The sequence below is a fragment of the Geomicrobium sediminis genome (assembly GCF_016908595.1).
Taxonomy (GTDB): domain Bacteria; phylum Bacillota; class Bacilli; order Bacillales; family Marinococcaceae; genus Geomicrobium_A; species Geomicrobium_A sediminis.
This window is the reverse complement of the sequence record NZ_JAFBEC010000012.1, coordinates 20024-43575: the sequence shown is the minus strand read 5'-3', so window position 1 is coordinate 43575 and position 23552 is coordinate 20024. Positions and strand designations below refer to the sequence as shown.

Annotated in this window: 21 protein-coding genes and 1 pseudogene; 18 read left to right on the top strand and 4 right to left on the bottom strand. The window is 39.9% G+C overall.

All coding sequences use genetic code 11. The features are described 5' to 3' along the window. Window positions 1-29 precede the first annotated feature (29 nt). The gene (locus JOD17_RS21615) at window positions 30-158 is read right to left on the bottom strand and encodes a hypothetical protein (protein ID WP_275581897.1); all 129 of its coding nucleotides are present in this window, start codon (window positions 156-158) and stop codon (window positions 30-32) included. Window positions 159-539: 381 nt separating this feature from the next. Here JOD17_RS21615 and JOD17_RS17040 point away from each other — a divergent pair, with 381 nt between their 5' ends. Both JOD17_RS17040 and JOD17_RS21395 read left to right on the top strand, forming a co-directional pair. Further along, window positions 540-3092: a Spaf_1101 family AAA-like ATPase gene (locus tag JOD17_RS17040; protein WP_204699186.1), complete on the top strand. Its 2553-nt coding sequence runs from the start codon at window positions 540-542 to the stop codon at window positions 3090-3092. A 311-nt stretch (window positions 3093-3403) separates the two neighbouring features. Next, a pseudogene (locus JOD17_RS21395) lies at window positions 3404-3732 on the top strand (VOC family protein). A gap of 373 nt (window positions 3733-4105) precedes the next feature. Here the strand turns inward: JOD17_RS21395 and JOD17_RS17035 are convergent. Next, a complete protein-coding gene (locus JOD17_RS17035; protein ID WP_204699185.1) occupies window positions 4106-5317 on the bottom strand; it encodes a DUF418 domain-containing protein in 1212 nt (403 codons plus the stop codon). Between the two features lie 414 nt (window positions 5318-5731). Between JOD17_RS17035 and rpsN the strand changes: the two genes are divergently transcribed. From rpsN to JOD17_RS21760, 3 genes are all read left to right on the top strand, one after another. Beyond that, a complete protein-coding gene (gene rpsN, locus JOD17_RS17030; RefSeq protein ID WP_204699184.1) occupies window positions 5732-6001 on the top strand; it encodes a 30S ribosomal protein S14 in 270 nt (89 codons plus the stop codon). A 75-nt stretch (window positions 6002-6076) separates the two neighbouring features. Further along, window positions 6077-7123, top strand: coding sequence for a ZinT/AdcA family metal-binding protein (locus JOD17_RS17025; protein ID WP_204699183.1), 1047 nt, complete (start codon window positions 6077-6079; stop codon window positions 7121-7123). A 139-nt stretch (window positions 7124-7262) separates the two neighbouring features. Beyond that, on the top strand, window positions 7263-8141 hold the full coding sequence (locus tag JOD17_RS21760; protein ID WP_204699181.1) for a GNAT family N-acetyltransferase: 879 nt from the start codon (window positions 7263-7265) through the stop codon (window positions 8139-8141). Between the two features lie 73 nt (window positions 8142-8214). On the opposite strand, the gene JOD17_RS21860 is transcribed toward JOD17_RS21760, so the two are convergent. After that, window positions 8215-8481: a zinc ribbon domain-containing protein gene (locus JOD17_RS21860; protein WP_204699180.1), complete on the bottom strand. Its 267-nt coding sequence runs from the start codon at window positions 8479-8481 to the stop codon at window positions 8215-8217. A 10-nt stretch (window positions 8482-8491) separates the two neighbouring features. Then, window positions 8492-9676: a formamidase gene (gene fmdA, locus JOD17_RS17010; protein ID WP_204699179.1), complete on the bottom strand. Its 1185-nt coding sequence runs from the start codon at window positions 9674-9676 to the stop codon at window positions 8492-8494. 347 nt (window positions 9677-10023) lie between these two features. Between fmdA and JOD17_RS17005 the strand changes: the two genes are divergently transcribed. The 13 genes from JOD17_RS17005 (at window position 10024) to JOD17_RS16950 (ending at window position 23543) form a co-directional block, all read left to right on the top strand. After that, entirely contained in the window at window positions 10024-11280 is a 1257-nt protein-coding gene (locus tag JOD17_RS17005) for an MFS transporter (protein WP_239575672.1), read from the top strand. A 59-nt stretch (window positions 11281-11339) separates the two neighbouring features. After that, complete coding sequence (locus JOD17_RS17000) at window positions 11340-12074, top strand: class I SAM-dependent methyltransferase (RefSeq protein ID WP_420827949.1); 735 nt, start codon at window positions 11340-11342, stop codon at window positions 12072-12074. 449 nt (window positions 12075-12523) lie between these two features. After that, window positions 12524-13726 carry a poly-gamma-glutamate synthase PgsB gene (gene pgsB, locus JOD17_RS16995; RefSeq protein ID WP_042420406.1) on the top strand — a complete coding sequence of 401 codons (1203 nt, stop codon included), beginning with the start codon at window positions 12524-12526 and terminating at the stop codon, window positions 13724-13726. A gap of 27 nt (window positions 13727-13753) precedes the next feature. Further along, window positions 13754-14209 (top strand): poly-gamma-glutamate biosynthesis protein PgsC, encoded by a 456-nt coding sequence (pgsC, locus tag JOD17_RS16990; protein ID WP_204699178.1) that lies wholly within the window; start codon window positions 13754-13756, stop codon window positions 14207-14209. Window positions 14210-14221: 12 nt separating this feature from the next. Then, window positions 14222-14344, top strand: a complete 123-nt coding sequence (locus tag JOD17_RS21610) for a hypothetical protein (RefSeq protein ID WP_255343394.1) — start codon at window positions 14222-14224, stop codon at window positions 14342-14344. A 21-nt stretch (window positions 14345-14365) separates the two neighbouring features. Continuing rightward, entirely contained in the window at window positions 14366-16012 is a 1647-nt protein-coding gene (ggt, locus tag JOD17_RS16985; protein ID WP_204699177.1) for a gamma-glutamyltransferase, read from the top strand. 195 nt (window positions 16013-16207) lie between these two features. Continuing rightward, window positions 16208-17653: an MATE family efflux transporter gene (locus JOD17_RS16980; RefSeq protein WP_204699176.1), complete on the top strand. Its 1446-nt coding sequence runs from the start codon at window positions 16208-16210 to the stop codon at window positions 17651-17653. 96 nt (window positions 17654-17749) lie between these two features. Beyond that, complete coding sequence (locus tag JOD17_RS16975) at window positions 17750-20182, top strand: heavy metal translocating P-type ATPase (RefSeq protein WP_204699175.1); 2433 nt, start codon at window positions 17750-17752, stop codon at window positions 20180-20182. Then, entirely contained in the window at window positions 20179-20994 is an 816-nt protein-coding gene (locus tag JOD17_RS16970) for a hypothetical protein (protein WP_204699173.1), read from the top strand. Before JOD17_RS16975 ends, JOD17_RS16970 begins: the two co-directional genes overlap by 4 nt. A gap of 14 nt (window positions 20995-21008) precedes the next feature. Further along, window positions 21009-21293 (top strand): glutaredoxin family protein, encoded by a 285-nt coding sequence (locus JOD17_RS16965; protein ID WP_204699172.1) that lies wholly within the window; start codon window positions 21009-21011, stop codon window positions 21291-21293. 1 nt (window position 21294) lies between these two features. Continuing rightward, window positions 21295-21501: a copper ion binding protein gene (locus JOD17_RS16960; protein WP_204699170.1), complete on the top strand. Its 207-nt coding sequence runs from the start codon at window positions 21295-21297 to the stop codon at window positions 21499-21501. 181 nt (window positions 21502-21682) lie between these two features. Beyond that, on the top strand, window positions 21683-22438 hold the full coding sequence (locus tag JOD17_RS16955; RefSeq protein WP_204699169.1) for an IclR family transcriptional regulator: 756 nt from the start codon (window positions 21683-21685) through the stop codon (window positions 22436-22438). Window positions 22439-22556: 118 nt separating this feature from the next. Next, the gene (locus JOD17_RS16950; RefSeq protein ID WP_239575670.1) at window positions 22557-23543 is read left to right on the top strand and encodes a tripartite tricarboxylate transporter substrate binding protein; all 987 of its coding nucleotides are present in this window, start codon (window positions 22557-22559) and stop codon (window positions 23541-23543) included. Window positions 23544-23552: the final 9 nt, after the last annotated feature.

Genomic DNA, 23552 nt, shown 5'->3' with positions numbered 1-23552 from the left:
GGCTGGTTCCGTCACCCCGTAGTGTTAAATCATGAATTACAACAAGTGTTTAAAATCTTAAACACTACAGTTGTTGCAAGTCTTTCATATTTAGTACCTTGCTGTAATTTTTCATCTGCAATATGTTTATTGTATATGGTTTCCATTTCTTGACTCATTGTAGTTCCTCCACTTTTTCAACAATAGTGCTTTTATCTTTAGCAAGGGTACGTCATTGACATTAATAACTTATACCTGATGTTTAATTATACAAACTGGTTATATAGTATTTGAGTTATTATTTATTAAATTATAAGTACTCCTAATATAAAAATATTCTTTAAAAGGTAAGGGGTGCTCTTATATAACAGGAAACGAAAGAGTTCTTGAATAGTGCGATATCGGAATTAGCTAGCTAAAATAGTATAGAAAGTAATCTAAATCTGACTAATGTATGATAAGTTTTGCATTACCTATACGGAAGTAAATGCTAAGATGGAAACATAATATAGTTCTCAATACTTATATACTAAATATCAGTAAAAAGTGGGGGATTGTAGTTGAAAATTGCCAGTACCGATCTTCGTTACTTAGATAATGTCGCAAGAAAAATAGATGGTAAAAGGCGTAGTTATGGAACCTTAAAGAAATGTGAGTTTCATTTTCATACTCCAGCCTCTCATGATTATAGTCTAATACCTGGAAAGCTTTATACGGAGTTAAGTACGATTGATATCATTGATTATGCACTTGAGATTAATTATATAAGTGAAGAAGCAGCTGATGTTCTAAAAGAGAATTTATCATTCTATGAAAGCGAGGAATATTTCAAAGATCTTAAGAAGGAAGGAAAGCCTTTTATCTCTTTTAAAGAGTACCTTTCTTTCATGTTAATTGCTCATAAACTGTACGAAAGTGGTGTAGAAGTCGCTATAATTACTGACCATAATACAGTAGGTGGATTTCGAAAACTTAGGTGTTCATTAGAGCAATATTTTCGTGAAAAAGGTAAGAGTAGAGGTAAAAACTATGTACATCTTTTTTTAGGGGTAGAAATCTCATGTTCTGAACAAAATCATCTGATTGGAATCTTTGAAGATAATAAATATGAATTGGTACAACGCTTTTTAGATGAGATTATAATCAACGAGAAGGAGGGCACGTATTTAACGAGTCAAGTACTAATTGAAGAGATTAATAGGATTGATGGTCTTGCTTATTTGGCGCATTTAAATACAAGTAATTTTTTAGGCAGCGGAGTATATAATAAAACTTTGTTCAGTTCTGGGCTTATGAATGTAATAGGTTTAACAAATTTAGAAAGTGAACAAAAGGTTCGAGATCGAATTAGTTCTTTTAACAAAGATATTGCGCGGAAGTTGGGTATTATTTATGAGAGCGATGCCCACTGTATATCAAAATTAGGGACTCAAAACGCCTGGGTAAAATTTAGTAAAGTTAACTTTGCATCTTTAAAAAAAGCATTTCGTAATCACTCAATTAATATCTATAAGAATAGACCAAATAAATCTGAAGTATTTATAAAGGGAATGTGTGTACGGCCAGGAGATAAAGGGTTTTTAAAAGACACTCAGGATAAGCAAGGCGACTTGGTTGTAGATTTTTCAAGAGATTTAAATTGTATTATCGGTGGGCGTGGAACAGGTAAAAGTACAATACTAAAGATAATTCAGGTCGCATTGACTAATGAAATTGACAGGTTACAAAACTTGGAGTTCCTTGCTGAACATGAAAAGGTTTTTATATTATTTTGCTGTGAAAGCGATCAATATATTCTAGAATTTATTCCGCAAACTAAGAATTTAAGTGATGAATATTTTATTGATGATGTATTCATTGACGGCTCTTATACGCAGGTTTCAGAGAATAAAATATTGTTATCGAGTCACTGGAATAACCTATATAAACATGAAGATGGAGCATACAAAAAATGCACAAATGAGGTTAAAAGTAATATTTTATCTAAAGTTTATAGTAGAACGTACAACATAAACAACATCATTAATAAGATTAATAATGATCAGGTAGATAATTTTATCAAAGATGTCATTTTGCAAGGGCTAGAAGGTGACCAATTCTCATATTATATTAGAAGGTTACAATCTGTACCTAAAAGAAGTTTTAATAAGTTTATCCGTGAGAATATAAATAAAATGGAAGATGCGGTTAGTGAGCGCAAAAATGAAATTGGTGAGTTAATAAGTGACTTTAATAGAAAATATGATAAACAGATAGAAATAGTTTATTCTCCTAAATTAGAGCACAATGAATATTACTTACGAGAATTGCTAGACTATGTGAGTGGTGACGATTCAGTTATTAATACATTACTTACGTGGAATGATATTGCCAGATACATTAAGTTATTTGAAAGTCGTTTTGGTATTTCACGATTTCTAAAGCTGCTATTTAATAAGAAGTACACGACAATAAACGGCCTTTTGAAAATTGAAGATATGATAATAAACCAACCTACAAGCTATAAAGATGTACATAAGGGATTAAAAGTAATTGATAAGAATAACTATAAAGATGTCTATGAGCAAATGTATAATGTACTGACTTCTAAAAGAGAGATTATAGAAAAGACCTTAATCAACTGGTTTGAAATTATCGATGAATTTACAATAAAATTTAATATTAACTCCAAAGAATTAAATCAAACGGTAGGCGCAGACATGAAATATATTACAAATATGTCACTTGGACAAAAGGTAGTCTCAATTTTGTCATTTGTATTTAAGTATGGGTATCATGTAAATGATAGTACTCCACTTATTATAGATCAGCCCGAGGACAATCTAGATAACCAATATATTTACAAAAACTTAGTTGAAAGCCTAAAAGAAATAAAAAATGCGCGACAAGTTATTGTTGTTACACATAATTCTACTATTGTTACTAATGCTGATACTGAGCAAGTTATTGTTATGGAATCAGATAATAGCAATGGCTGGATAGAGACGAAAGGGTATCCATCTGATCCTATAGTGGCGAAGTCCATTATTAACTGTTTAGAAGGTGGCATAGAATCGTTTAGTCATAAGGTGGACACTTATTCATTATTCGTAAAACAATTGAAAATCAAGTAAAATCCCTAAGTTACACGATCGTTCTAAGGTGACTTGTTATTTAGTTCATTTATAAGCTTTCCAAATTTGTAGTTCCTGCTGCTTGGTCGTTCCAAACGACAAATCTGCAATCGCCTTTTTACAATCCTTTGATGATAGGATCCAAACGATTAGTATGTCGTAACCACAATTGGAAGCCATCATTGAGCATAAAGGTAAAAAAACAGTACACAGGGGTACTTCTATTGAAACAAGGACTGATTCATCACATTGATATATATGTATCTGAATTAAGTAAATCGATTCTATTTTGGGGATGGTTTTTGGAATAGATTGGCTATATACCTTTTCAAAAGTGGGATCAAGGTCAAAGTTGGAAGCTTGAAGATACGTATAATTGGTTTTGTAAAAACGGAAGAAAAGTATCTCGATGTTTCATATCATAAGAAGCGATCAGGATTAAATCATCTAGCATTTCATGCAGCATCCCGCTGAACAGGTGGATAAAATTACTGAAAAAGTTATCAGCAATGGTGAAAAGATTCTATATAAAGAAAGTAATCCATATGCTGGGGAAGCTGGACACTACGCAGTTATAATGAAAAAGCGAACATTAATGTTTATAGAATCATTAATGTTCGCCCGTATTATTAACCATTAATTCACCAAAAAGCGTAGTAACTCATCAAAAAATATGGAATCAGCAAACTGAAATGCTTCTATATTAAGGTTTTGCATCAGAGAATGTGTATTCTCAATATTGAGGGCCTAGTGGGAGTTAAATCCCGTGGTGGTTCAAGTCCACTCAACCGCACCATATAAAACCTCAGTAATACCAACGCAATTGAGCGGGTGGTATTTTTTTGTGTCTTCATTTCCAAGTGGAAATGAAGATTTTTTTAATTCACCAACTTACTTAAGAGCATATTTTAGAAGTAGTGAAATAGGGAATTGAAGTCGCTGACTTAGGTGAGATAAGCATCGATCTTCAAAAGCGTGGCTCTTCGGAAAATGAAGAAACACGCTTTTGCACACTATTTATATACAAGCTTGCGCATAAGAGAATCTAATGGACCAGGTATTCTTTTTTCTGCCATTATCGCCGCTATGACTAAACTTAATAGCCAGACGAACAGTGCGATTAGTAAAGCACCAGTACTGTGTGTTGATGCTCCTAGGCCAAGAACAACTGGAGATAATAAGATGACTAACAATGTTTCATTGAAAACATAAAAGGTCAATGAGCGGCGTCCTAACGCTTGGAGGGATCGTGTGATTAGACCTGCTTGCTTTACAGACGATCCGATCAGCCCAAATATTCCCATATAACCTAATCCGCCTGCGATTCCTGATATGATTTGCAAGAAGGTCATGAATCCTTCCATTTGAGGGGTTGTGATCCACATACCAACACTAATCAATGCTAAAGGCAAGGCACCAACAATCAACACGGTTGTTCCGATTATAGCCATACCCTTCAACCAATTGCGATGCAGTTTCGCATCCAGTAAGTTTCTACGCCCTGCCCAGACGCCAATCAAAAGAGTTAATAGCATGGGGTACATAACAAGCTGTCCGAGCATACCGATCGGTAAATTAATTACGTTATAGAATAATGCTTCCACATAATTCCCTGGCGTTAAGCTTCCACGACTTGGTGTTTCTACATTAGCGATATCTGTAATCACAGAGAATATCACCCATATAATAGGCAAAACGATCACAAAAAACAAACTCATATAGACCAATGCATAGGTAAGAACTTTATCTTTCTTAAACAAGATCCACCCAATAAGGAAGGTTGAAATCCCGTAGACGAAGAGAATATCAATTCCGCCAATAAATACAGCATGTATGATACCAAAGAGTATAAGAAATAACGCTCTTCGTCTTATTAACTGTTTTGATTTTCTTTCTAACATCCCGCTTTCTGTTTGTCGCCTTACCATCATTGCGAGTCCATAACCAAACAGAAGTGCAAATAAAGGCAAACCACGGTTGACGACGAATAGAGTACTGAAGAAATTGGTTATATCATCTACAAGTGTTCCTCCAAGAGGACGACCGATTTGTGTTGTTTCTGTTGCGACTACCCACAACGTTGCATGTGCGATCGCAATAATAAGCAGCATAAATCCTCGGGCTAGGTCAGGGGCTAACAATCGTCCATCTGTATTTCCTTGTAACGAGTGCTCAGGATGGGTCGGTTGCTTTACAGTTGATCCAGAATCTTTAGGTCCAGACATCCTTGCATCACTTCCTTTAAATAGTAAACTTTTGGCGAATGACTTGTTTTAAGTATCGTGGAAAGTACAACAGGATTCAGCTGTTTTGTCATGAAAGGGGGGAATTTGAGACTGAAGGGGGGAATACTCTGTAACTTAGGTTTGCTTAAATGCCCTTAAACAACAAATACGAGTGATCATTTACTAACAAAAAGCCCTCATTTCAAATTTGAAATGAGGGCTTTTTTTATATCTTCAATTTCCTCTCTATACATCATTCATAGCACTTTTTAAAATGTAAGCAAATGATTGTTGGATAAGGATTTCTAGCTATCGTTTAATTCGCTGATCAAAAAAAGTAATTGACACGAGAGGGAAAGTTATTTAATGTATAAATCGTAATCATTACGATTAAAGAAAGAGGTGCTAAACAGATTGGCAAAAAAATCTAAAGTCGTAAAAGAACGTAAACGTCAAGAACTGGTTGCAGCCTATGCAGAACGTCGAAGAGAACTCAAAGAAAAAGGAGATTATGAAGCATTGAGAAATTTGCCAAGGGATTCTTCTCCGACGAGGTTAAAGAACCGATGTGAAATAACCGGTCGCCCTAGGGGATACATGAGAAAGTATAAGATGTCTCGCATAGCTTTTCGAGAATTAGCCCATAAAGGTCAATTACCAGGAGTTAAAAAAGCAAGTTGGTAATAATTTAATTCCGATACTTATTGCTGTTTGCAAAAGTCATATGAGTCAAAAACATACAACGAAGGAGAACATAACGTGAGAAAAAACCTACAGAGGATCGTTACACTGGTAGCTGCGTCAACACTATTTGTCGCATGTGATGCCACAGAAAATGGTCATGAGCCAACGTCATCGGATGGAAGTGAACAACTAGAAGTAAGTCATGATGCCGACGAGCATGAGCATGATCACAATGAACATCAAGATCCAGGTCAACATGCACCAGAGGAAGTAGACATTGAAGGATTGGCGGATCATTATCACACGGGAGACAACGTTGAACTTATTGCGCATTTTGATGACGATACAAATTACGATCATTGGCATTGGTATACGAGAGACGATGATCATGCTGAGTGGGAAACGGTACCCGACCATGGTACGGACCAGTATACGGGCGAGGCTACGGTGAACGGTCAAGAAATTAAAGCAGTACTTTTTGATGACGATCATGAAGCGTATGTTCAATCCTCTGTACTAGAAGTTGTTATAGATGATCATGACCACGGACACGATCATAGTCATGCCCATGTTGAAGAAAGTCAAAGAATTTATGATGGTTTCTTTTATAACGACGATGTAGAAGAACGTTCATTATCAGATTGGAGTGGGGATTGGCAATCTGTATACCCTTATTTGCAAGAGGGTGCGTTAGATGAAGTTTTTGAACATAAAGCGAATGAAGCAGAAAGCAATATGACTGCTGAAGAGTATAAAGAATACTATGAAGTTGGTTATGAAACGAATGTTGGTCGCATCGTTATTGATGAAGAACGTTTTACCTTTTTTGAAGAAGATGAAGAGTATACAGCTGAGTATGGAAACGATGGTTTTGAGATTTTAACGTACGAGGCAGGTAATCGAGGGGTACGATTTATTTTTGAAAAATACGATGGAGACGAAGAGATGCCGCAATTCATTCAGTTCAGCGATCATGAGATTTCTCCAACAGACTCGCACCATTTTCATCTCTATTGGGGGGATGACCGTGAGGAACTATTAAATGAAGTAACGAATTGGCCAACGTATTATCCATCAACGATGAATGAAGAGGAAATTGTCCATGAGATGATTGCCCATTAAAGAAAAGCGACCATTGAATCATCCGGTATTTAATGGTCGTTTCACTATTCTCACTAATCACTTAGTTCGGATATAATAAGGAAGAAAAGATGAGATGATCATTAGTTTAGACATCATTATATCGAGGAAGGTGATTCAAGTGAGTTTACATATAACAAAGTCTCCATCTGCAGGAGAGCTTTCTAACTTCTTGGAAACGATGAACAACCAACCGAAACATCACATCGGATTTTGCGGGGAGAACAGTAGTGAAATTTATGATACGCTCGTGAACGATTTCTCAGATTTACCATTCGAAGACTCGTTTGTGGTTGCTTACAAAGAGGATGCGATCGTTGGCGCAGTTGGGCTAGATGTTGATTTACCGAGGGGAGTTGCCGATGTATGGGGACCATTTATACATGAAGAAGAGATGGGACTTGCTGTTGAGTTGTGGAATCAATTAATTCGAAACGTACCTAAAGAAGTAAGCAAATTCTCTTTCTTCATGAATAAGGAAAATACGTTTGTAAAGCAATTTGCGATCGACCGTGAAGGAATTGAACGTGGTTCAGATCTCGTTTTGCAAAGAACGAGAGAGAGCTTCAGTAAGCAGGAAGTTCAAGTAGAACCGTATACGAACCCCTATTGTGATTCCTTTTCAGATCTTCATAATCAGCTATTCCCGAACACGTATTTCGATGCGCAAACGATCCAAAATCGCTTGGATGACGATAACCAATTAATTGTCGTTACAGAGAATGAATCAACCATTCAAGGGTATGTATACTTCGAAGCAAGTCCGAAGCATAGTGAGGGAACGATTGAGTATGTTGGTGTAGCAGAAACATTTAGGAAAAAAGGGGTTGGAAAAAGGTTAATCAATTGTGCGCTCAACGAGCTATTTTCTTATGAATCAATTGATGAGATAACCATTTGTGTAGAAGCAAACCACCAAGCGGCAATTGCACTCTATCAGTCGGTCGGTTTTGAAGTGAAATACCAGTTGCAGAGTTATCGTGTAGTTCTAGATTCTTAAATCCTAACGCTTTACCACCATCATACAAAGATGTTTAGTAGAATAAGAAAAAAGATCTGCGACGTGCGCAGATCTACCCAATTTGCCACGGGCGTGATGTGGGCTTGTTTTGTTTGCGTTTCGTGCCTTGCAGTTGGTCTTTTTGTGTGAGAGTCGGGGTTGCACCTTGGTCGACCTTCCGTTTAACAGTCGCATTCATTGAAAACGTGTTTGGAACTTTGAAGATTCGTTTTGCAGGTTCTTTGCAAACGGGACATACGGACTTTGTCTTGTCTCCATGTGATGATGTGTGTCTTTCTTCAAATGGTCCGCACGACGGACAAGAAAATGAATAGATCATGTTGGTTTTATCATTCCTTTTTCGGGAGGATATCTTTGTTGAAAATCGCTGTTGGAATGGATACTGTACAACACGCATTCGGAATGTCAACAATTCCTGCGACTCGACCTTCAATCGGCGCTGTTCCTAAAATCATATACGCTTGTTCAGCTGTGTAGCCGACTGTCTTTAAGTAATCAATCGCATTGAGGCATGCGTTGCGATAGGCAATATTTGCATCAAGATAGCTCTGTTTGCCAGACGTGTTATCAACGCTTACGCCTTCGAATGTGAGAAACTCTGTGTAGTTCGGATCCATTGGACCAGGTTGGAACACTGGGTTTTGAAGAATGTTATATTTGTCCATTCCGCCTTTAATGACATCAACATGCAAGTCAATCCATCCTGGCATTTCAATTCCACCACAAAATGTAATTTCACCGTCTCCTTGAGAAAAGTGAAGGTCCCCAACTGAGAGCTTGGCGCCTTCAACAAACACAGGGAAATAGATGCGTGAACCACGAGAGAGGTTTTTGATGTCACAATTGCCTCCGTTCTCTCTAGGGGGAACAGTTCTAGCGCCTTCTTTCGCTACGCGATTGAATTCTTCTCCTTGAAGCGTACCGAGAACAACGCTTTCAGGATTAGGGAGTTCTGCAAGAGGAGGAACACGCTTAGGGTCTTCATCAACGAGTGCGGTTTCACGTCGATTCCATTCAGCGAGCAATTCATGTGAAGGAGCCACTCCGATTAGACCTGGGTGAATGATACCTGCGAACTTTACGTCAGGAATGTGACGACTCGTGGCGTAGATGCCGTTAAAGTCCCAAATCGATTTCTGAGCATTTGGGAAATGATCAACAAGAAAGCCACCGCCATTTTCTTTTGCAAAGATGCCGTTAAAGCCCCATTCGTGATCTTGGAAGGCACCTACATCGAGAATGTCAACGACGAGCAAATCTCCTGGTTGGACACCGTTTACATGAGCAGGCCCACTTAAGACGTGTACGCGATCTAGGTCAACGTGCTCAATGTCACTAGGATCATCGTTGTTTGCGATTTGTCCATCGGTCCAGTCTAAACATTCCATTCGAAAGGATTCACCTGGGTTTACGCTAAAGGCAGCTGGGATGTCAGGATGCCAGCGGTTATGTCCGGGTACAGCTTGCTTGTCCATCTTCTTCGTAAGGTCAACTTTAAAGCGTGTTTCAGGCATTTCGCTTCACTCCTTCAGAAAGGGTATAGGGTAATTCTATTGTTAGATAAAATAGTATGAATTGTCAAATATATTGTCATCTTATATAACAACGAGTCGTTTCGTAAGTTAAGGAAATTCATTCAAATGATAATACTTATAAAAGTAGTCAAGTAAACACAAAATTAGTCAGATGAATTTGACGTTAAGCGCTTTCAACCTTATACTAATCGTATTAAATGATGAACTGATCAGTCATATGTGACCTAGCCATGGTGATCCTCTATGACGAAAAGCCAGTTTACTTTACCGGAGTAGATGGGCTTTTTTTCATGCCCAGATCAAATTGAATACTGGGAAGTGAAATAATGGGATTTAGGAAATGGTATTTTGGTTGGAATATCGTAGCGGCAGCGACAATCATTACGTTATTAACGGTCGGAATGAGAATGGGGATGGGACCGTTCGTTCTTCCAATTATGGAAGACTTGAATTTTGATCGTACAGAGTTATCAACAATGATTGCTGTCGGTATGATTGTCTACGGAATGGGGATGCCACTTGCAGGTTACTTAGTCGAACGTTATAGTACCAATTTTGTCTTACGATTAGGAATATTAATCGTAACAGTGTCCTGCATTTGGACCGTTTTAGCGACACATCCGTTTAATTTCTTCATGGCATTTGGTGTGTTTTTGTCATTAGGACTTGCGTTTACGAGTCCAGTCGCTTTAACGCCAGTCATTGCAAAGTGGTTCACGAGGCAGCGGGGGCGGGCTTTATTTTACTTATCTACTGGTTCCATGGCTGGAATTGCGATTATGACGCCAGTTCTAACGATCGCAATTGATCGATTTGGTTGGCAAGCGACCATTCTGTTGTTTGCGGCCGCATTTCTTCTTATTATAATTCCAATGACGATCTTTATCGTCCGTGATGAAGCGCCTGAAGATACTGATGAATTGGATTCAGAAAAACAAAACGCAACAAGTCGGAAACCAGCGCTTTGTTTAACGTGGAAAGAGGCGATGAGAACGTCGCCGTTTTGGTACATTACATTTGGGTTGTTTGCTTGCGGGTTTAGCATGAATTTGCTCGGAACACATGGCGTACCGATGTTACAAGATCACGGGTTCGATGCAATGACCGCTTCCTTTGCAATCGGTCTGATTGGTCTCGTTGCGATTCCAAGTACGTTAATCTTAGGGGCGCTTTCTGATAAGATGCCTCGTAAATATTTACTCGCACTCATTTATTTAGTGAGAGGAATGGGTCTAATCGCATTGGTGATGGTTGCATCGGTCTGGCAGCTGTATGCAGTTGTCATTGTTGCGGGATTTGTCTGGGCAGGAAGTATCGCTCTTTCATCGGCAATGTTGTCCGATGTATATGGTGTAAAGCTCGTAGGGTTGCTCTATGGTTGGGCATACTTTGGTCATCAAGTGGGTGCAATGTTCAGTTCTTGGCTCGGGGGTTGGGGATACGATCAGTACGGAACGCACTTCATTTCGTTTGCAGCTGCTGGTGTAATTCTATTCCTTGCGAGTGTTGCTTCATTGAATGTACGTAATCATCTTGAGAATAAGAAACGTCTACCTAAACAGACGATAGAAGTATCAAACTAGCATTTCGTTAAGTGTGAGAATAGATTAGAAGCAAAGTCATGCAATCGAGGTGAAGAAAGTTGGACAATAATCCATATGATCAGCAGTCTCTTTTCCAGAAGTATAGTGAGATGGAACGTTCACAAAAAGGTCTTGCAGGAGCAGGTGAATGGAATGCCTTGCAGCAAGTTTTGCCTGACTTTAAAGGGAAATCGGTGCTTGACTTAGGCTGCGGTTACGGATGGCACTGCATGTACGCGGCTGAGAATGGAGCAAGCAAGGTAATCGGTGTAGATCAGTCGCGTAAGATGCTCGAAGTCGCTAAATCTAAGTCAACTAAATATACATCAATACAATACGTTCACTCTTCTATAGAAGACATCCAGCTAGAACGAGAGTCATTTGATGTTGTTCTTAGCTCATTGGCTCTACATTACGTTCCTTCTTTCAATGATGTAGCACAAAAGATACACAACGCATTAACATGTAAGGGGCAATTTATATTTTCTGTAGAGCATCCAACGTTTACCGCTGAAGGTAGCCAAGATTGGGTATACACGAGTCAAGGAACGGTTCAACATTTTCCTATTGATCGTTATTTTGAAGAAGGTCGAAGAGAAACAAATTTCCTAGGTGAAACAGTTATGAAGTATCATAAGACGTTAACAAGTTATCTTAATGGTTTGTTAATGAATGGGTGGGTGTTAAATCGTGTGATTGAACCTTCACCACCGGCTTCAATGTTAGTAGATGTGCAAATGCAACATGAGCTTCGTCGTCCGATGATGCTGATCGTTGCTGCAACGAAACAATGAGACATCCTCCAGGCCTGCACTAGTGTGCAGGTTTTTTTTAGAAAAGAAACACGTTGGTTTACTAAAGTTCGTATTATTTTACCTTATAAATACTTTAAATCTAGTTTTTAGTACATAAGTTTCATCCAAAGTTACAGTTACGTAACAACTTGATTAAAGCCGTTTTTTTCCTATAAAAACTGTGACTATGCTTTGTTTATTCACTACTTTAATCTAAGAAAGACTTCGCTATCTAGATCAAATCACACCTTATCGCATAGTTCCTCGTCCCTATGTTCGCTTTCTCGACATCGTTTTACATAAAATAATAAAAATTGCGTTTAATGGTTTCGTAACAGTTTTTAACTTTGCTGTGATGGTATCATTATTTTTCACCTTTATACTAACGGATGGTGTTAGCAATTCTAATTAATCTATGCATTCATAAACGCTAACAAAGGAGTCGAATTATGCTATTCATCATCACCATTTGTCTACTTTCTTTACTCGTATTCGGTTTTCTTGAACATCGAAAACATAACCGAAATGTTGAGGCCATTCCGGTTCGTATCAACATTAATGGTGTTCGTGGGAAATCTACCGTTACTCGATTAGTCACAGGCGTATTAACGGAAGCGAATTACCAAACCGTTGGGAAAACAACAGGCACACAAGCACGAATGCTTTATTGGTATAAGGATCAAGAAGATCCAATTGTCCGCCGCCCAGAAGGTCCAAACATTGGTGAACAAAAAGGAGTTATGAAAAAAGTGGCGGAAGAAGACGCCGATGCGCTCGTCAGTGAGTGTATGGCTGTTACACCGGACTACCAAACCGTTTTTCAAGAGAAGATGCTAAAAGCGAATATCGGCGTGATCGTAAATGTACTTGAAGACCATATGGATCTACTCGGTCCGACATTAGATGAAGTCGCTTATGCATTTACAGCTACCATTCCTCATAACGGTCACTTGATCGTGAATGAAAGTCCTTACGTACCGATGTACAAAGAAATTGCAGAAGAGCGCAATACGAAAGTGATCGTTTGTGATACATCTAGAATTCCAGAAGCTTTCTTACTTCAGTTTGATTATATGGTCTTTCCAGAAAATGCAGCGTTAGCGTTAGCAGTTGCCGATGCATTAGGAATTGATCAAGAAACTGCGTTTAAAGGTATGTTAAACGCTTGGCCAGATCCAGGTTCTCTTCAGATTACACCACTCGATTTAAATCAAAAACAACCATCGTTTCTTGTGAACGGGTTCGCAGCGAATGACGCAACGTCTACAATCAACATTTGGGAAAGAGTGCAAACGCTCGGTTATCCAACGAATGATGCGGTTGTCGTCATGAATTGCCGTAGTGATCGTTATGAACGAACGGAACAGTTTGCACACGATGTACTTCCTTATCTTCCATGTCGAACGCTCGTTATTATCGGGGAAACGACTGCTCCAATCGTTGATAACTACAATAATGGCAACATCCCAACAGAACACCTCCTGAATTTAGAAGGATATTCAACAGAGGAGATCCTCGAAGAAATCAAACCATACATTCAAGAAACCGTCATTTACGGCGTTGGCAACATTCATGGTGCAGCTGAACCGCTCACTCATGAATTAAAGAAAATGCAAATGCCAATTGAAGAAAAAGTTGCAGCAATCAATTAAAAACAATCGTAATTAAGGAGTTTGATCATGGATATCGCAGAAATAACCGTAGCACTCGTTGCCGGAGTAACACTCAGTTTATTCTTCGCTGAGAAAACAGGCATCGTTCCCGCGGGCTTAGTCGTACCAGGATATATCGCACTTGTCGTAGCGACACCAGTGTATGCAATCTCTATTTTATTTATCAGCTTCGCGACGTACCTCGTCGTTATGCACGTGATTAATCGATTTACAATTTTATACGGTCGCAGGAAATTTGCGGCCATGCTTTTAACCGGAATCATATTAAAACTAGGGTTTGATACGTTTTTTGGATTTACTCCACAAGAAGTAGCGCATCTTCAAGCGATTGGTTTGATTGTGCCAGGTTTAATTGCCAATACGATTCAACGTCAAGGATTCGTGGCAACGATGGCCAGTACAGCACTTTTAAGCTTGACGACGTTCGGCATTTTACTCGTATACCAACTATTCTTCATGTAAGGAGAGAACAGAATGTCACAACTAACATTTAAAGAAAAATGTATCAAAACGGTTAAATATCAAAAAGGCAGTGCTTCTACGCACTCAATCATCGGGTTTATTCTTACTTTGATGGTATTACTCGTATTCATGTAAGGGAAAAAAGGGCGTGATCGTATGTCTTCGAGCCGTAATCAGAGCTTATTCGTCGTGTGTCTACTATTGATTGCTGTTCTGCTCCTCTTCATTAACTCACTAGACACAGATCAGGAGCGTCAAGCGACGGACTATGATGCCCTTGAAGTCGAGAATCAGAAGAAAAGTCCCGGATTTGGTGTTGCGACTGATAATCCAGAAGCAACAGCGATTGGGATGGATATATTAAATCAAGGAGGAAACGCGATCGATGCTGCGATCGCTGTTTCTTATTCTCTAGGTGTTTTAGAGCCACAAGCGTCAGGTATTGGCGGCGGCGGGGTTATGCTTGTACATCCAGCAGGAGAGTCGCCCGTTGCTTATGACTATAGAGAAGTGGCTCCAGACCAAGAAGAAATACCAGATTCAAGAATTGGGGTCCCAGGCTTTGTTCTTGGCATGGACACAGTTCATGAAGAATATGGTTCATGGTCGATGAATCGCTTACTCGATCCTGCAATTCAACTCGCAGGTGACGGTGTTGAAGTCTCTTACTCACTTCATTCGCATCTTCAGAATGCTTACAACTATATAGAACCTGAAGCGGCTGAGCAATTCTATCCGAATGAACGTGCTATTGATGTCGGAGACACGTTGAAACAAGAGGATTTACAAGAGACGCTTAAGCTAATTCAAGAAGAAGGACCATCTGCTTTTTATAAAGGCAAAATTGGAGACAACATTGCATTGCACACGAACTCCATTGATCGGCACGACCTTGCAAATTATAATGTTGATGTTGTGGAACCTGTGCAAGCAACGTTTTCAGATTTTGATGTGTACGCTGCTCCGCCACCCGCAGGTGGAACGATGTTGCTACACTCTCTACAAATGGCCGAAGAGTTATCAATTGATCGATGGAGTGACCAGTCTGCAGAGTTCATGAAATGGACGGGGGCAATTACACGAAAAGCATATCAAGATCGTGTTCAAATGATTGGCGATCCCCGGTTTGTCGATATACCTCTTAACGAAATTTTAGAAGAAGAATATGCGGAGGACCTAGCCAATGACATCTCATTAAAAGCTGAAGACGAGGAATTTCCAACAGATCTTGAAGGTGGAGAGAAAGATGGCAATACGACACACTTTGTTATTGTCGACCAAGACGGTACGATGGTGTCAGCAACAAACACGCTAAGTAGCTTTTTCGGTTCTGGAAAATATGTAGATGGTTTTTTCTTAAACAATCAACTCGACAATTTTTCAGTGAGTGCAACGTCACCGAACCGTTACGAGCCGAATAAGCGACCGATTAGCTATATTTCACCAACCATTCTTGCTAAAGATGACTACCCGATTATTGGAATCGGAAGCTCTGGGGGCAGGAGAATAACATCAACACTTACACAAGTTCTCGTGCGTCACTTAATGTTTGAACAGCCGATTGAAGAAGCCATTGAAGAGAACCGATCGTATTATGATCTTCATAATCCAACGATTCAAATCGAAGGAAGGCTCTCTACGAACGTCTCAGAATCGCTTGAAGAGGACGGTTACACGATCGATAATTCCCGAAATGCGGTTCATTTCGGAGCGGTTCAAAGTCTGATCGTTGACTATAACGAAAATACCATAAAAGGTGGAGCCGATCCGAGAAGGTTTGGCGAATGGGATTCGAGGTCGTAACGTGTTGAGAAAAAAGCTATCTCACAAAGTCAGTTTCTTTGTTGGGGTAGCTTTTTTGTGTTTCATAAAGGATGAATAATTGCGTCATGTAATCAAACGCTAACGAGTAGTGAACTTCATAAAAAGGAAATCTTTTCTTTTGAAATACTATAGGGGGGTATAGTAGTATGTAATCACACAGAGGAGGAAGCGAACATGAGTATTGCAGATCGTACGTTGCAAGAAGGCTTACGAACATCTGAAAAAATCAAGATTGTCCTCGTTCTCGCAATGCCGGCAGTCATTGAGAATTTCTTTCAGACATTGCTCGGTTTTGTTGATACGTTGTTTATTGCCCAAGTTGGATTAGAGGAAGTGACTGCGGTTGGCGTTACGAATGCCATACTTGCGATTTACTTTGCAGTATTTATGGCAATTGGTGTCGGAGTTAACGTACTCATGGTAAACGCTAAAGGTGAAGGCAACGACCGAAGAGCATCTAAGATTGCTCAACAAGGAATGATTCAAGCGGTCATTGTAGGACTATTCCTTGGTTTCATTACGTTATTTTTTGCAGAGAATCTGATTCGCTTATTAGGTGTAGAACCAGAAGTGCTGCAATTAGCGACAGTATATTTTCAAATCTTAGCGATTCCTTCAATTGTAATGGCGTTAATGTTTGTTTTAAGCAGTATTCTACGGGGTACAGGAGATACGAAATCGCCGATGAAGGCAGTCATTATCGCAAACGTTGTAAACATGGTTTTTGATTACTTGTTGATCTTCGGATTTTTATTTATACCCCCACTTGGTATTGTAGGTGCAGCAATTGCAGGGGTTCTTGCGAGAGTTGTAGGGGTCGGAATGCTACTCTATTATGTAAGAAAGAATGATTCCATTGATCTTAAGAAGAAACAGTTTCGATTTAATCTCCAAGATCAAAAGAACTTACTCGGTCTAGGAGCACCAGCAGCTGGTGAACGTCTAGCGATGCGAATTGGACAAGTTGTTTATTTCGGATTTATCGTTGCTCTAGGGACGAGTACATTCTCTGCACATCAAATTGCAGGGAACATTGAAACATTCTCTTATATGATCGCTTACGGGTTTGCGGCAGCTGCGACAATTATCGTTGGAAGGCTCGTCGGGGCGAAGCAATATGAACAGGCGAAAAGCTACGCTAAGCTCATTGCCTTGATATCTGCGGGCTTTATGGTCTTCATGGGAATCTTGTTATTTATCTTCGGCGAATGGATGGGAAGTTTTTTTACAGATGACCTAGTCGTTCAAGCAGAAATTGGCACAGCGTTAAAGATCGCAGCGTTCTTCCAACCGTTTTTGGCAATCTTATTGATTTTAACGGGAGCATTCCAAGGGGCACGAAATACTAAATTCCCGATGTATTTGACAACGGTTGGAATGTGGTTAATTCGTACGGTGTTCGTTTACATTTTGGCCATTCAATTGGAGTTAGGCATTGCTGGCGTGTGGTTAGCAATCGGAATTGATATTGTTATTCGAGCGGCTGTACTATGGTACCGTGTTGAGACGAATCGTTGGATTAAACCAGAGAAGAAACGTAGTCACAAAGAGGAGTTAAGGTGTCACTGTGACCCGCAAACAAAGCAAGCTCAAGTGAGTGGTTGTGTGAACAATTATTAATCGTTGACATACCCTACTGGGGTATTGTATTATAAAGGTAACAACAGCAGGAAAGACTATAAAATAAGTTAACTGTTGTACGTAGGAGGGACAGCAATGGCGAAGCAAGAAGTACAAATTCCGATCCAAGGAATGACGTGTGCCGCTTGTGCCAACCGAATAGAAAAAGGTCTACAACGCATGGACGGCGTTGATGAGGTTAATGTGAATTTTGCAGTTGAAAAGGCAAATGTAACGTATGACCCTGAACGATTAGACGTCCAAGCTTTCGAAGATAAAATAGAAAAGCTCGGATATCATGTGCAACATGAGAGCATTACGTTTGATATATCAGGAATGACATGTGCCGCTTGTGCGAACCGGATTGAAAAGAAGCTTTCCAAGACAGACGGTGTTTCAAAAGCAAATGTAAACTTTGCATTAGAAAACGTTACAGTTGAGTACAACGAAGGCACAATTGACAAACAAGGGCTGGTTGATTCAGTTCAAAAGATTGGTTATACGTTGCAAGAGCAACAGTCGAAGGAAGACACGGTGGATGCGAAAGAAAAAGAGATTCGTCATCAGACAGGTAAATTCATATTCGCAGCGATCTTAACATTCCCGTTATTGTGGACGATGGTTACCCATTTTGAATTTACATCCTTTCTTTATATGCCAGAGATGTTTATGAACCCTTGGGTACAGTTAGCGTTAGCAACACCCGTACAATTTATCGCAGGTGCTCAGTTTTATGTAGGAGCATACAAAGCGTTAAAAGGGAAAAGTGCGAACATGGATGTGCTCATCGCCCTCGGTACAACAACAGCGTATTTTTATAGTATTTTTCTCGGGTACGAGTGGCAAGTTGGTGGCGGGCAAGGCATGCCAGAATTGTATTTTGAAGCGGCGGCTGTCATTATTACACTCGTAATCTTAGGGAAACTCTTTGAAGTACGGGCAAAAGGGCGTACTGGGAAAGCTATTGAGAAACTGCTTAACATGCAGGCAAAAACGGCGAGAGTTGTACGTGATGGCTTGGAAGTAGAAATTGCTGTTGAAGACGTACAAGTCGGCGAACAAGTCATCGTCCGCCCTGGAGAAAAAATCCCAGTTGATGGTGTAATCATTTCAGGATCTTCTGCCATTGACGAGTCCATGATTACAGGTGAAAGTATTCCAGTTGATAAGAAAAAAGACGACAACGTTATCGGTTCGACGGTAAATAAAAACGGTAGTTTAACGTTTGAAGCGACGCGTGTTGGAAAAGATACAGCACTCGCACAAATCATTAAAGTTGTAGAAGACGCACAAGGAAGTAAAGCAGACATTCAACGAGTAGCCGACAGAGTGTCTGGGGTATTCGTACCGATTGTCGTACTGATTGCAATTGGGTCATTTCTTGCGTGGTACTTTATTATCGAACCCGGCGATGTACGTTCAGCTCTCGTTCCATTAATTACGATCTTAGTCATTGCTTGTCCATGTGCATTAGGCCTAGCTACACCAACCTCAATTATGGCTGGTTCAGGACGTGCAGCAGAGATGGGCGTTCTGTTTAAAGGTGGCGAACACCTTGAGAATACGAGATCAGTGACGACGGTAGTGCTTGATAAGACTGGAACCATTACGAAAGGCGAGCCAGAACTTACAGATGTCATTCTCGCTGACGGATTAGACGAAGAAGAAATTCTTAGCAAAGTAGCTTCAGCAGAGAAGAACTCAGAACACCCACTAGCAGCAGCCATTGTAACGGGTATTGAAGATCGTCAGATTAAATTTGAGAATCCGACAGACTTTGAAGCTTTACCAGGTGCCGGAATTAAAGCGATGGTACATGGCGAACAAATTTTTGTCGGGACAAGGAAGTTAATGCGTCAATCTAACCTTAACTTTGATGCATTCAACAAAGAAATGGAGAACCTTGAATCTGCTGGTAAAACAGCAATGTTAATTGCGGTTGATAAGCAAGTTGTCGGGATTGTAGCGGTTGCAGATACGATTAAAGAAACGTCCGTTGAAGCTGTTAAACGGATGCAAGATTTAGGTTTAGAAGTACTCATGTTAACAGGCGACAACCAAAAAACCGCAGAAGCAATTGGGAAGCAAGTTGGGATCAATGACGTGATTGCGGAAGTGGTGCCTGAACAAAAAGCAGAAGAAATTAAGAAGTTACAGCAAAACGAGAAATTCGTCGCAATGGTAGGGGACGGCATTAACGATGCGCCAGCGCTTGCCGTTGCAGATATTGGAATGGCCATTGGAACTGGAACAGACATTGCCATTGAAGCGTCAGATGTAACGTTAATGCGTGGCGATCTTCATAGTGTCGCTGACAGCTTTGTCATTAGTAAGAAGACGATGCGAAACATTAAGCAAAACTTATTCTTCGCGTTCTTCTATAACTCAGTCGGTATCCCAATTGCAGCAGCAGGATTATTAGCTCCATGGGTGGCAGGTGCCGCAATGGCATTCAGTTCAGTATCGGTCGTTGGGAACGCCTTGCGATTGCAGCGAATGTCTTTTAAAGGAGTGAAACGGTCATCATGAAAATACGCACGTGGGTGATTAGCGGACTTGTTTATTTGACAGTTGTGATTGTAGGTTACGCAGTCATTACGGGTAATTCAATTTTAGAGGGTGGCGATTATGAAGAACATCATGCTCATGCCACCACTCAAGAGGAGGAAGAACTCATGAACAATCACGATCATCATCATCATTCAACGCATTCAGAAGTAGAAGTGAACGTGGATCAAAATGAAGATAGCCTCACATTTACGTTGGAAGATCCAAATGGAGAGCCGCCTGAACTTGCTGTGAATCATGAGAAAGAAATGCACCTCATCGCAGTTTCGAATGATCTAAAAGCGTATCACCATCTTCATCCCGAACGTCGTTCAGAAGGGGTGTACGAAGTAGAACACTCCCTTCAACCAGGAACGTACAATCTCTTTGTAGACATTGCTCCGAAAGATTTTGCTTATGCCCCAGAAGCAATTTCACTTCAAGTCGGTGAGGAAGTGACAGACGAGGCAAGTCTAGAAACGGATCGCGAGCTTGAGAAAGAAATTCAAGGAAAGAAAGTACGTTTGGACATCAATGGACAAACGACCGAACAAACGACAACCCTTACGTTTAATACCGATTACGACAATCTTGAACCATACCTCGGGGCTCTAGGCCATGTCGTAGTCATTGATGAGGATGTTGAACAATTTATTCATGTGCATCCGACTTCTAACGATGCCACGACATTTGAAGCTCATTTTGAAAAACCAGGTACGTACAAGCTTTGGGCAGAATTTAAGTATCAAGATGCAGGCGTGATTGCTTTTCCATTTGTAATCGAAATTAAGTAATGGAGGGAAGTCGCATGTATCACTTAACAATTTACACACGTCCGATGTGTTCTGATTGTGCAAAAACAAAAGAAAAGCTTCAAGATGCTGGTGTTCAATATGTTGAGCATAATTTAAGTGAGAATGAAGAAAAAGAAAGTGAACTAAAAAAATTAACAGGATCAAGAGTCGTTCCAGGCCTCGTATTTAAACGTCGCGGGCTCGTTGGCTCATTAAAAAAGCCAATTGTGTATACAGGCTACGAGCGTAATCAAAAGGAAGCTGACGACTTGATCTTACAAATGCAGGAGGAAAATTAAATTGAAAACCATTCAATTAAACGTAACAGGAATGTCATGTGGTCACTGTGTTTCATCCATTAAAGGCGGGGTAGGGACACAAGCTGGTGTAGTAGAGGTAGACGTTGATCTAAGTAACGGAACAGTAGAGATTAAGTTTGATTCAAGTAAAGTCCAAGAAATAGAATTAAAAGAAATGATTGAAGAACTAGGTTACGACGTCGCATAAGAACAAAGCTGCAACAAGGCACATCATGTCTTGTTGCAGCTTTTATTTTGCGTTCTAGAGGGTGTATTTTCGCATCTTAGAAAATAAATGAAAAATACGTTGACACCGCTTACATATAAGAATATAATGCTCTTAGCAAAAGTGAAACGCCGTTCCATAATGAAGAACAGGAGGGGGAGATATGTTACAGTCAATCGATCGTGCTATGCGTGTATTAGACTTACTTAAAGAACATCATTTCGGTCTTGGTGTTACAGAATTATCCCATCGTTTAGGGGTAGCGAAGAGCACTGTGCATCGAATTGTAAGTAGTCTAGAAGCACACGGATATGTCAAGCAAGAACCGGGAAATGGAAATTATCGATTAGGGTTGAAATTTTTAGAAATGCAACAATATGTTCTAAAGCAAATGGAAATTACTTCAATTGCTAGACCGTTTTTAGATGAATTGAGTAGAGAAGCGAATGAAATTGTGCATCTCGTTGAACAACAAGACTATGAAGTTGTTTATCTAGATAAAGTTGAACAACACTCAAATACCATTCGTATATACTCTCGCGTAGGTAGACGTGCTCCAATGCATTGTACAGGCGTTGGGAAAGTATTGTTATCACACTTTAGCGAGGCAAAGTTAGAGCAATATTTTCAACAAGTACCCAATCGACAGAAATATACAGATTACACAGTGACAACAGAAAAAGAGATAAAACATGCAATTACACGTATCAAAGGTGCAGGATATAGCATTGATAATGAGGAACATGAACGAGGCATTCGTTGTGTCGCGGCACCAGTTTACAATCACGTAGGTGAAGTGAATTATGGGGTTAGTGTCACGGGTCCACTCGATCGTATGGACGATAACAAAGTGAAACACGTTGTTGAATTATTAACAAATTCATGCCGTCAGATTTCTAAGGAATTAGGTCATCATTAAGATGTATAACTAATATAAAGAACGTTGTTCCACAATTAGGAACGATGTAAGGCGGATTTAGAAGTACGTTCAGTTTTTGAAAGTTAAAAAAATGAGCATTAAAAGGGGAGTATCATTAATGAAAAAGTACTTATTGGGTATGGGTATGATTGTTCCACTAATGGCATTAGCAGCATGTGGAGATGACAGTTCAACGGAAGCAAATGGCGAAGAGGCTGCAGAGAATTTCCCTGATAAATCATTGGAAGTGATCGTTCCTTATGCTGAAGGCGGGGGAACAGATTTAGTCGCTCGTGCATTTGCAGATAACTTACAAGAAGAACTTGGTGAGTCGGTTAGCGTGTCAAACCGTGAAGGTGGTGGCGGTGCTGTAGGGATGCAAGCAGGTGCAAACAGTAGTGCAGATGGTCATTCAATGACACTTGTAACTGTTGAATTGCTAACGCTTCCGCATAGTGGACTAGCAGAATTAAACTATGAAGAAGACTTTAAACCGGTTGCACTTTTAAATGAAGACTCTGCTGCCATTACGGTACATGCAGATTCAGAGTACGAAACAATCGAAGACTTTATTGATGCTGCAGAATCAGGTGAAAGCTTACAAATTGGTAACTCAGGAACAGGTGCAATCTGGCATTTAGCCGCTTCTGCACTTGAGCAAGAAATTGAAGGTTCATTCAATCACGTTCCTTTTGACGGAGCAGCTCCTGCGGTTAACAATTTACTCGGTGGACACATTGATGCAGTGAGTGTAAGTCCAGCAGAGGTCATTAATCAAGTAGAAAATGGGGACTTACGTGTATTAGCAGTGATGGCTGATGAGCGTGTTGATGCGTTGCCAGACGTTCCGACATTGTCGGAAACAGGCATTGAGTTGTCCATTGGTACGTGGAGAGGAATTACTGTTCCAGCAGACACACCAGATGAGGTGGTCGATGTATTAGCTGATGCTGCAGCAGCAACCGCACAAAGTGATGACTTTATTGAGCGTATTGAAACCTTGCAACTTGGCTATCGTTATGCAGATCCAGCAGGCTTTACGGAATTAATGGACGATCAAGATGCATTGTTTGGAGAACTAATTCCTTCCTTAGATTTAAACTAGTTGAAGGGG

Excerpts from the sequence above, each read along its gene's own strand:
- JOD17_RS16950 (WP_239575670.1), top strand. The coding sequence starts at position 22,557 with ATGAAAAAGTACTTATTGGGTATGGGTATGATTGTTCCACTAATGGCA.
- JOD17_RS21615 (WP_275581897.1), bottom strand. The coding sequence starts at position 158 with ATGAGTCAAGAAATGGAAACCATATACAATAAACATATTGCAGATGAA.
- fmdA (WP_204699179.1), bottom strand. The coding sequence starts at position 9,676 with ATGCCTGAAACACGCTTTAAAGTTGACCTTACGAAGAAGATGGACAAG.
- JOD17_RS16975 (WP_204699175.1), top strand. The coding sequence starts at position 17,750 with ATGGCGAAGCAAGAAGTACAAATTCCGATCCAAGGAATGACGTGTGCC.
- JOD17_RS17035 (WP_204699185.1), bottom strand. The coding sequence starts at position 5,317 with ATGTCTGGACCTAAAGATTCTGGATCAACTGTAAAGCAACCGACCCAT.
- JOD17_RS21860 (WP_204699180.1), bottom strand. The coding sequence starts at position 8,481 with ATGATCTATTCATTTTCTTGTCCGTCGTGCGGACCATTTGAAGAAAGA.
- JOD17_RS21610 (WP_255343394.1), top strand. The coding sequence starts at position 14,222 with ATGTCACAACTAACATTTAAAGAAAAATGTATCAAAACGGTTAAATAT.
- JOD17_RS16965 (WP_204699172.1), top strand. The coding sequence starts at position 21,009 with ATGTATCACTTAACAATTTACACACGTCCGATGTGTTCTGATTGTGCA.
- JOD17_RS16955 (WP_204699169.1), top strand. The coding sequence starts at position 21,683 with ATGTTACAGTCAATCGATCGTGCTATGCGTGTATTAGACTTACTTAAA.
- JOD17_RS16980 (WP_204699176.1), top strand. The coding sequence starts at position 16,208 with ATGAGTATTGCAGATCGTACGTTGCAAGAAGGCTTACGAACATCTGAA.
- pgsC (WP_204699178.1), top strand. The coding sequence starts at position 13,754 with ATGGATATCGCAGAAATAACCGTAGCACTCGTTGCCGGAGTAACACTC.
- pgsB (WP_042420406.1), top strand. The coding sequence starts at position 12,524 with ATGCTATTCATCATCACCATTTGTCTACTTTCTTTACTCGTATTCGGT.
- JOD17_RS17005 (WP_239575672.1), top strand. The coding sequence starts at position 10,024 with ATGGGATTTAGGAAATGGTATTTTGGTTGGAATATCGTAGCGGCAGCG.
- ggt (WP_204699177.1), top strand. The coding sequence starts at position 14,366 with ATGTCTTCGAGCCGTAATCAGAGCTTATTCGTCGTGTGTCTACTATTG.
- JOD17_RS16970 (WP_204699173.1), top strand. The coding sequence starts at position 20,179 with ATGAAAATACGCACGTGGGTGATTAGCGGACTTGTTTATTTGACAGTT.